A 9,390-nucleotide genomic window follows, 5' to 3' on the forward strand; every position below is an offset into this window, starting at 1 on the left:
GAGAGCGAGGAAAGAATTTTTGTGGCTTTGCAAACTATTTTCGACTGATTTTGTATATCTCATTCTCCGTTGGTTTTTTCGATATAATTATTAGCCAAGGAAAGACAGATTTTTGATTTTTCATCCATAAATTGGAATATTAATAGTAGAAGTAGAAGCAGGAATTATTGAGGTTGATTTGATAGAATTTATTATCAAACCAATAGAAAAACTTTAATAGGCAAAGCCATTTTAACCCAAAAAATTATTGGTTTAGTAAGAGCATTTAAAATCATATGAACAGTACAAATTAAGTATTTATATTTATCAGCAGGATTAAAACTAAGCTTTATTACAAAAATATAGTAAACATTAATGAATTATGAAATATTTCTATAAAAATAAGAGTATAATTTTAATATTGATATTCATTTATCTTTTTAAAGATTTTTTTGTTCCATATTATCATAAATACATTATTGATATCGTTTTGGTGAAATTCAACCAATCTTTGATTTCAGATAGTCTATTTGCTTTATTCACACTATTCTTATTTTATATTGTATTTCAAAAATTAAAAATTCGCTTTTTTTTAAGTGCTAATTATGTCATCTATTCTTTTCTAATCATTTTATTATATAGTGTTATACGCTATACTTACAAAAATCAGCTTGTAGGTTTCTACTCTTTTGAAAAAGCAAAATATTTTGACCTTTTATTTATAATTGGAACAATTCCCATAATTTTAAAATTAGGTTTTTGGATTACTGAAAAAGACAGACAGAATGTAAAATCTGATTTTCATGATGATAATCCAATCACTCATCCCGATGATGATATTTTAAATCGTAAACAAAAAGCTTTGCAGGTATATAGATTAATAAAGGGTTATAAGTCAAAATCGTCCTTAGCAATTGGTATTGTTGGAGCGTGGGGAGATGGTAAAACTTCTTTCATGCACATAATTGAAAACAAATTCAATGATGATGATAAATATATTGTCGTTCATTTTAATAGTTGGTTAAATATCTCTGTAGAATCAATTATAACAGACTTTTTCACTACGGTAGAAAAAAAAATCAGAATACACAGCTTTGATGTTTCTAAAGAAGTAAAAAAGTATGGAAATAATGTATTATCTGTCAGTAAAAACACAACAACCGAAACCTTGCTAAATGCGTTAAAAATTATTCCAGATACTAGTTTATCAGATAGCTTTGCCAACGTTAATGACATTCTAAATAGATTAGATAAAAAAGTAATTGTCTTTTTTGATGATTTAGATAGATTAAAACCGAACGAAGTGTTCGAGGTATTGAAACTAATCCGTAATACTGCTTCTTTCGATGTTTTTAACTATGTTGTCGGCTATGATAAGGCATATTTAATTGAAGCGTTAAAAAATAATAATATCCCTTTCGCCGATAAATACTGTGAGAAGATTTTCTTAAAAGAATTTCCTTTACCACCAATAACGCAAACTCAGATTGATGATTTTGTAAAACATAGTATTTTAGAAATTTTGCCTGAAAAGAAAATAGAAATAGATGGCGTATTTGAAAGTTATGAAATACTTATTTATCTCGAACAATCATCAATTTTTACTTCCTTAAACAATCTTAGAAATACAAAGAGGTTTATTAATGAATTTAAGATAAGTATTTACGGATTACAAGATGATGTGAATGTCTCAGATTTTATTCTTATTAAACTTCTTAAATTCTCCTATTATGATGTTTACAGATTATTATTTAATAGAAATTATTATTTAGACAATAAAGAATCAGCTTTCAGTGGCGAAAGAAAGTACATTAATTACAAATTAAGGGAAAAAGATAAAAAAGATAATCTATCAACATTTGGAAAAAATTTTGATAATTCTTTATTAAAAGAAGATGTATTATCAACCAAATTATACACAGATTTTGACATCAAAATTATCGGTAATATCTGTGATAAAATATTTAATAAATCTACTTATGGAAATATTGATTCGGCACTTTCAATCTCTTATGGAAATAATTACTTTAAATATTTTGAAGATGAGATAGCTGAATCTGCTTTTACACATGCAGCATTCCAAGAATTTATGGGTGTCGATTTTGTTACCAAACAAAAAATAATTAACTCCGCTTATGAGAAAGATAAATTGAACGGACTTGTGCTATTCATTTATAAAATAAATATCCAACAAGATGTAAAAAGCAGAGCAAATTATGAAAACCTTATTGCATGTTTATTCTACATTGCGAATCTTAAATCTAAAGTAAAACACGATAAATATTCAGGAATCGATTTTGATATACTAGATGGTTTCATGGACAATTATAAAAATTTAGTAGTTGAACGTTTTAAATATGAAAGCGTTAATGAACTCAAATCGTTTTATAAATCTGTTTTTTATCAAAAACGCGAATTTTATGATTTTGAAACAGATTATGTGAAGCGTCTGTATGATCGAAGTGGTTCAAGTTTAAATGTAAATGTTCCTTTTAATAGGAATGAAATGGAAGAATATTTATGTTATTGCTTTGATAATAACTCAAAACTTATAAAGGGTATAGATAATAAGTTTTGGCATTGTTATAGGCTTTGTATAGTAAAAGATTGGAAACAAGACAATCCGAATACATGGTCACCATTTCATAAAATAATTCAGAAAAATAAACAGAATTTAATTTATGACATTATCCCAAAATACTTCGATGAGTTTTTATTAAATTGTGTACGTCCTGAATCATCCTATGGCGAAGATGAACATTCTTTTAAAGTTGGTCTTCCAACCGAAGCGCCCGTAAAGTTGTTTGAATCATACGATAATTTTATTACTTATCTTGAATCGGAAGATTTAACGCGTGTGCTTACAAAACCTTCAGAATTTTTGGAAGAATTTTTAATATTCGCAAAAGAGGTGAATCGTACAAAACAATACATTGAATTCAATTTTACCTACACGCCGGCATTAGAAAAATTGCAAAGATCCAGAATGAGAAATATTGAGTAAGACTGCTAAACTTATTTTATAAAAAAAATTCAAATATTATTTTCCAATATACATAAAATGAGCGTAAAAACTTTTGAGGAGCAAAAAATGTTTGCCCCATTTTTAGGAGAACCATTATCACATATTGTCGGACAAGATCCTCTAGGACTTTTAAACACCGGGGGGAAAACTTTTGACCTGCTTCTTCCAGGTTTAAACAATGTGACAGATCGAATTCGTTATTATTCTTTTTACTGCTGGTTTTTTCACTCTTACGCAAAACACGTTGGAATAGCGACTAAGAAAGACCAATTCGATCACTTGCGAAGAGCAGAATTTATATTATCATTATTAGCGGCTAAAAATGGTGTACAAGGTATTGGTGGAATTACAAAAGCTTTGGAACTATATGATGATTCGATAACATCCTTTGATTTAACTATTGGAACAGGGGAAAAGCAAACTAAAAAAGATGGAACCTATTGGAAAAATCCAAGAGGAATTTTTGGGCAAAATTATGTGAGTTCATTGAAGCAACTTTTTCTTATTGCAGATCAGGATGAAAAAAGCGAGTGTTTTATCCGTACAAAATTTGAGGATGGTGAAAAGGTTTCGGGTTATCAATTGGCAACTGCTTTTGAAGAAAATTTGGGAAGTGAGGTTGCGAATTTGTTTATTGAAGTGATGAAAAAAGGAATTGTCAGTCAAGAAGATCTTGTGGTGTTTTCCGAACCTTTCTATATGTTAAAAATTCCTTTAGGAACAAATGAACACCAACTTATTTGGCAATTAATTACAGGAAATGATGAACCAAAGCAAGAAAAGGTAACCTTATTTCGAAAACGCACTATCCAATTGTTATTAGAAACAATTAAATTAAGTGATCAACAATTTTTCGGTTATACTTTAACATTCGATGCTTATCACGCAAAAGGGAAAATTGAGGAAAAATATGATGAAACTTTTTCATTGTGGTACTTTTATCAACTTGAACAATTCTGGCATATGTCCTGTACAGGTTCTTTGTCCGTATTTCTGAAAATTTTAAATGATAAAAGCAAAGGAAATTGGATTGATGAAGAAATACTTCTTGATGAAATAGTAACAGAGATCATTAATTTTTTCCTCAACGGAAACTATATTTCAAAAGATCAAACTTTTAAAGATCTAAAAATAATTGATTTAGAAGAAGAGGAAATTGTGGAAAAAGTAAGGAAGAGTAATAATAATGTCGAAAAATTATGTTTTAATATTTTACTAATAAAAAAGTTGATTTTCAATAATGAGAATGAAATTCCCCAATTATTCATCCGCACAAATATTTATAAATTAAATTCGAATAGTAGTTTTATTTCTTCAGTAGCATCTTTATTAAATAGTGAGGATTTATCACTAAATGATTTTGTTAAATATTTTCTGAAAAAGTATGTTATCATTAGGCATCAATGGGTTTCGCTAAAAAAAATGAATGATACACAATCTACTGAAAAATTTATTCGGGAAAATGGATTTATTCGATTTATCGATGATGTAGATTACGCTTACTCTTCTCCTAGACTAAATACTTTAATCGATTTTATGAACGAATTACAACTTTTGAATGGCGATAGAAATGATTTATCAGCGACTGGTATAAATCTTTTTAATTCCTTGTAAAGATGGTTAAAAGATATAATGTTTTAGATCTTTTGGGTTCTGATAAAAGGAAATACCGCAGTTGTATAATTACTTGTTTCTCCTTCGATTTCATATTTTTTGAGCAAAGAATTTTGCCAAAATTAAGACAGGCGGGAATTATAAATATAAATATTTATGTAGATGCTTACCAATTTGACAAACAAATAAGTCATTTTACAGGTAGTGATTTGCTCGAGTCTAAGGCAGGATACAGTGTTACTCCAGTAAAGATGACGGGCGCTTTTCACCCAAAAATTTTAATGGCATTTGGAAAAACAAAAGGTTTTCTTGCCGTTGGTTCTGGAAATTTGACAAGTTCTGGATTAAGTTCAAATGAAGAAATTTGGGGCAGTTTTCACCTTACAGAAACAGATAAGTCCACACAATCAATTTTCAAAGAAGTGTCAGAATATTTAAAGAAGTTTGAAGAATTTGTATCAGGCACAAATATCTTGAAACTTGGTTGGATCAAAGAAAATTCTGAGTGGTACAAAAATCTTTTAGAGGAAACACTTAGCAATAAATTGATTGCTGATAAGGATCAGATTTTTGAAATAGTGTCTACTTACCAAAATGAGAGTATTTACAAATCTTTGCTTGCGAGACTGCCAAAAAATCCAAGAAGTATCAAAATCTTATCGCCCTATTACAACACGAATGGCTCATTCTTAAAGTCTATTATCGAAGATTTTCAACCAGAAAATATACATTGTATCATAGATCCGTTGTCTGGTTCAATTCCTTACAAACTCGATAAAAATACTAAAATTGAATACTCTGATTGGAATAAAATAGAAAAAGCTGAAAAGTATTGTAAAAACCGACTTCACGCAAAGGCAATTCAATTCGATTATGATAACGAAACTTGTTTTCTATTTGGAAGTGCAAATGCAACCAGGGAAGCTTTTGGAATCTCTGCAAATGAGTCCGTCAATGCAGAAATGTCAATTTTAGTGAGAAGTAATAAACCGAGAAATTATTTTAAAGAATTAGGAATTAATTTTCCAAAAAGGGGAGTTTATAAGTTAGAAGAATATGAATTATCAAATCAAATTCATCAAAAAGAAGGTATTCAAACAGAGTTTTTAGTTTTTATAAAAAATGCAGAAATTGACGGTAATGAGTTGACGGTCTATTTGGAGAATAATTTTGCTGAAAAAGTAGATTTAAAAATTGAAGATGCAAATGGTTTACTTATTTATAATCAAAGCATCAATTCTTTAAAAAAAGAAACAGTTTTTTCAATTGAGAACCAAGCTGTTTTAAAGCCATTTCGCGCGTCTATTTATCGCTTGACAGTGAGAATATCAAATTATGCTTTGATCCATCACAAATCTTTGTTATTGCCGACAAATCCAGATGAGAGAAGAGCGCAGTTAAATTCTTTTTTAAGTTTTGATGATTTTGGGGATTTTGAGTTACAAGAATTATTTGAGTTTATTTTCCTCAGTTCAGATTTTACCAATTCCAATAATGTTTCCCGAAATATTGCAGGAAAGGTGAAAAACGAAATGGAAGAAGTTGTAGATACAATTTCAGAAGAAGAATTTAATAAAAATAGCTCAAATCTAATAGAAACAGAAAATTTTAATCATTATAGTACTTCGAGAATAGAAGAATTTCTTAACAGTTTAAATTTTGAAAATAACTCTGCTGAACAAATTATTGAAAGTACGGAAGATGCCGCTTTAGCCGCAGGTCTTGATGGATTAACTGGAGAGCCGGAATCGGTGGAATCAGTAAGACGAGAAGTTACATTTGAAGTTGGTTTGAGAATCACCTACAAGATAGAAAGAACTATTGAAAAAATAATAAAATCAATACTACCACAGAAATCAAATCATTTAAAAATTTTAAATAACAAAGAATCCGAAGGTTTAGCCAATTTACATCAGTTAAATGCGCTATTAATTGGTTTTCACATAATTCTGAAAAAAAGAAGTGAGGTATATTCCGAGGATCGTTCAACGATTAGATTACGATATGACGACATTAATGAATTAATAAATATTGAAAATAAATATTTATTAATAAAAAAAGAAAGTCAAGCAGGAAACTTAAAGAATGAAATAAATTTTAGCATTAATTTCAAAAAGGTAAATCAAATATTAGAAGATTTAAAACCAAATAAATTTGTTAAGATTATTTACGCAGATGAAACCGCCACTCAAAAAATCAACCACCCATATTTCAGCAATAAGTTTTGGACAAATGAATTTGAAACTAAAAGTATCATTTCATTTTTGAGAAATGGTTTATCAACGTATCTATTGATGCTGACAAAACAAGTAGATATTAAAGATGAAAAAGATAATTTACTTTGGCTTGAAAAGAATAAAAGATTGAAGTTACTGAGTATATGTTCGATTTTAAATTATCATTGGACATCAGCGCATTACCATACTAAAGTACTACTCTTATTGAATATATTCTATTATTTAGGAGCAAATGAAGATTTTGAAACTTTTGAGAAAGAGGTTGAATTTTATATAGGTAAATTAAATTTGGGCTCATTTATAACGGATGAACGATTTTTTGAACTTATAGATTTATACACCGAATATCTCTCATGGTTTCAACAATATAAAAAAGACGTCAAATCATTAAAAAGCGAATTAAACCGATTTAGTGAAAATGAAATCATATTTCATCATTGCTATGGATTTGCAAAAGTGAATCATTTCTATAGTGACAAAACAGTAAATCTTGAAAGTCCTTTAGGAGCATACAATGTTGAAAAAGGAATTTATGGTTTTGAAAATATATTTATTGGCTTTACGCCTGTGTTTTTTTTGAGATATGAGATGAATAATTAGTTTTAAATGATAATTTTGCCTTGCTACGAAACTTACACTCGTAATAAACTTTGAAATGGATAATGCACTAGATTTATTTTTAAAAAGAAATAATGAAACACAGAAAATGATGAATCTTGCTTTTGCAGGAAATTCCACAATGCAAAAATTTGCAGAGATGCAAAGCAACTGGAAGGAAAAATTCAATATAATGGATATTTTTGATTCAAGAAAACGGATCAATTTGATTATAAATAATGATTGGTCAAAAAGTTTTCAAAATGATTCCTTGAAAAATATTGAAACTGCTTTATATCCATTAAAGCATATTCATAGAATAACAGAAAACATTAATAAGCAAACCGATGCCTTTGCCTTTTCTCAATTCTTATTTAAAGGAAATATAGAATTATTGACGAAAAGTTATAATGAAAAACTATTCAAAAGTTTTAACCCAATTTTGCCTGCATTCACTCAATTTACAAAATCTTTTTTACAGGATATTAATGAGAAGGATATAGACGAAAATGAAGAAATTGAAGAATTAGAGATAGTTACGTCTGTAGCAAATAGTATTAATTCAGTTTCAGAACTTTATTTTGAAAATGAAGTCATTGATTATCAAATTTATTTTTCACAAATAAATCAGACTTTAATTGATTTGCAAAATTCAGTAAGTGAATTAAAACCAAATAAAACAGAAAAATGGTTTACTTATATAAACGCAGTTATGGGTCTTATTTCATTTTTATCCATTTTTTACAATCCATTAAATGCGGGTAATGAAAAATTGGTTATTGAAACAAATAATGTAGTTAAGGAAATCCTAAAAAACCAAAATATAAACGAAGACCGGCAAACCAAAAGTAGCAGCAATTTATTAATTTTAGGCGATTTTCATTGCACCGTATCGTCAAATTTATTTTTAAAACCGAACAAGAATTCTAAAATTATAAGTGTAATAAAACAGGGTCAGAAAATAAAAATATTAGAAGTAAGAAGAAAATATTGTTGTATTGCAATTTTGCCAGAATCAAATCATCCCGCGATAATGGGTTACATGGAAATTAATAATACAGATTATAATAAATAATTCAAACACAATACTGAAAACAATGCAGGCTGAAAACTTTTGATATATCCATAAATTGCGAAATTTCATGTGTTTTTAGTTAATCAGTTTGGTATAAATTTAAACAAAAACAGCTACCCCTATTCTTTATTAGCAACTACAGCAAATTCAGAATTATTTACATAAAATATCCTAAAAGCTATTACTTATTAGATTTTCATTATATTTGGTAGGTAATCTTATTTTTAAGTTTTATGTAAGCCAAATCATTATCATATTCCACTCCAGGTCTTAAAATTGTAAAAATATCATTTCTAAATTCGTCGTCCTGCATTTTTTCTTCCATATTGATCAGAAACATTTTGCCTGTTGGATTTACGCCGTCTGAAAAATTAATGTACTCTTTGTAGCATTTGATTAAATTCTCTGTATCTATTTCGAGGTTTGATAATGCCAAATCCAAATCAAATAAATCTCTTCCTTTTCTTCTTTGGTATAATGCTCTTAATTTCGTTCCTAGTAATTCTTCTATATGATAAGTATTGATCATACATTTTCCAGAAAACCAACCGTTTTTTACTTCAAAAGGTACTTTTTGAAGTCCTAAAACGGTAAAATGTTCTCTGCAATTGATTTCTATTTTTAATCGCATCTGAATTACTGGCGAAATTTCAGTTTCAAAGCGATAGGTTGCGGTATTGTTATGGATACTGTTTTCAATTTTTCTTTTTGTTCCTAAAAATGGGGATAGTTTTTCTCTGATTTTTACTAAAATTGGTTTTATAGGACTGTAATCTTCCCTTGTTTAGGCACACTCAAAAGTAGAGTTTTTTGTTAATATTTTATTGTTGTCGTTGTTGAAATTTTGTTGGAATGTGGGAAAC

General features: G+C 28.4%; 5 protein-coding genes. 4 read left to right on the forward strand and 1 reads right to left on the reverse strand.

Going from position 1 to position 9,390, the window contains the following annotated elements:
• Positions 1 to 361: 361 nt before the first annotated feature.
• Genes QF004_RS09295 through QF004_RS09310 form a run of 4 tightly spaced genes read left to right on the forward strand, consistent with a single transcriptional unit; the run spans position 362 to position 8,527 of the window.
• Positions 362 to 2,983, forward strand: coding sequence for a P-loop NTPase fold protein (locus tag QF004_RS09295; RefSeq protein ID WP_307425410.1), 2,622 nt, complete (start codon positions 362 to 364; stop codon positions 2,981 to 2,983).
• A 57-nt stretch (positions 2,984 to 3,040) separates the two neighbouring features.
• Positions 3,041 to 4,618, forward strand: a complete 1,578-nt coding sequence (locus QF004_RS09300; protein WP_307425413.1) for a hypothetical protein — start codon at positions 3,041 to 3,043, stop codon at positions 4,616 to 4,618.
• Positions 4,619 to 4,620: 2 nt separating this feature from the next.
• The gene (locus tag QF004_RS09305; protein ID WP_307425416.1) at positions 4,621 to 7,455 is read left to right on the forward strand and encodes a phospholipase D-like domain-containing protein; all 2,835 of its coding nucleotides are present in this window, start codon (positions 4,621 to 4,623) and stop codon (positions 7,453 to 7,455) included.
• Between the two features lie 55 nt (positions 7,456 to 7,510).
• The gene (locus QF004_RS09310; protein ID WP_307425419.1) at positions 7,511 to 8,527 is read left to right on the forward strand and encodes a hypothetical protein; all 1,017 of its coding nucleotides are present in this window, start codon (positions 7,511 to 7,513) and stop codon (positions 8,525 to 8,527) included.
• A gap of 199 nt (positions 8,528 to 8,726) precedes the next feature.
• On the opposite strand, the gene QF004_RS09315 is transcribed toward QF004_RS09310, so the two are convergent.
• A complete protein-coding gene (locus QF004_RS09315) occupies positions 8,727 to 9,290 on the reverse strand; it encodes a nucleotidyl transferase AbiEii/AbiGii toxin family protein (RefSeq protein ID WP_307425429.1) in 564 nt (187 codons plus the stop codon).
• Between the last annotated feature and the right edge of the window lie 100 nt (positions 9,291 to 9,390).

This window comes from Chryseobacterium sp. MDT2-18, from assembly GCF_030815285.1.
Lineage (GTDB): Bacteria > Bacteroidota > Bacteroidia > Flavobacteriales > Weeksellaceae > Kaistella > Kaistella salivictor.

Bases quoted from the DNA above. Each gene is read 5' to 3' on its own strand.
- QF004_RS09310 (WP_307425419.1), top strand. From the start codon at position 7,511: ATGGATAATGCACTAGATTTATTTTTAAAAAGAAATAATGAAACACAG.
- QF004_RS09300 (WP_307425413.1), top strand. From the start codon at position 3,041: ATGAGCGTAAAAACTTTTGAGGAGCAAAAAATGTTTGCCCCATTTTTA.
- QF004_RS09295 (WP_307425410.1), top strand. From the start codon at position 362: ATGAAATATTTCTATAAAAATAAGAGTATAATTTTAATATTGATATTC.
- QF004_RS09305 (WP_307425416.1), top strand. From the start codon at position 4,621: ATGGTTAAAAGATATAATGTTTTAGATCTTTTGGGTTCTGATAAAAGG.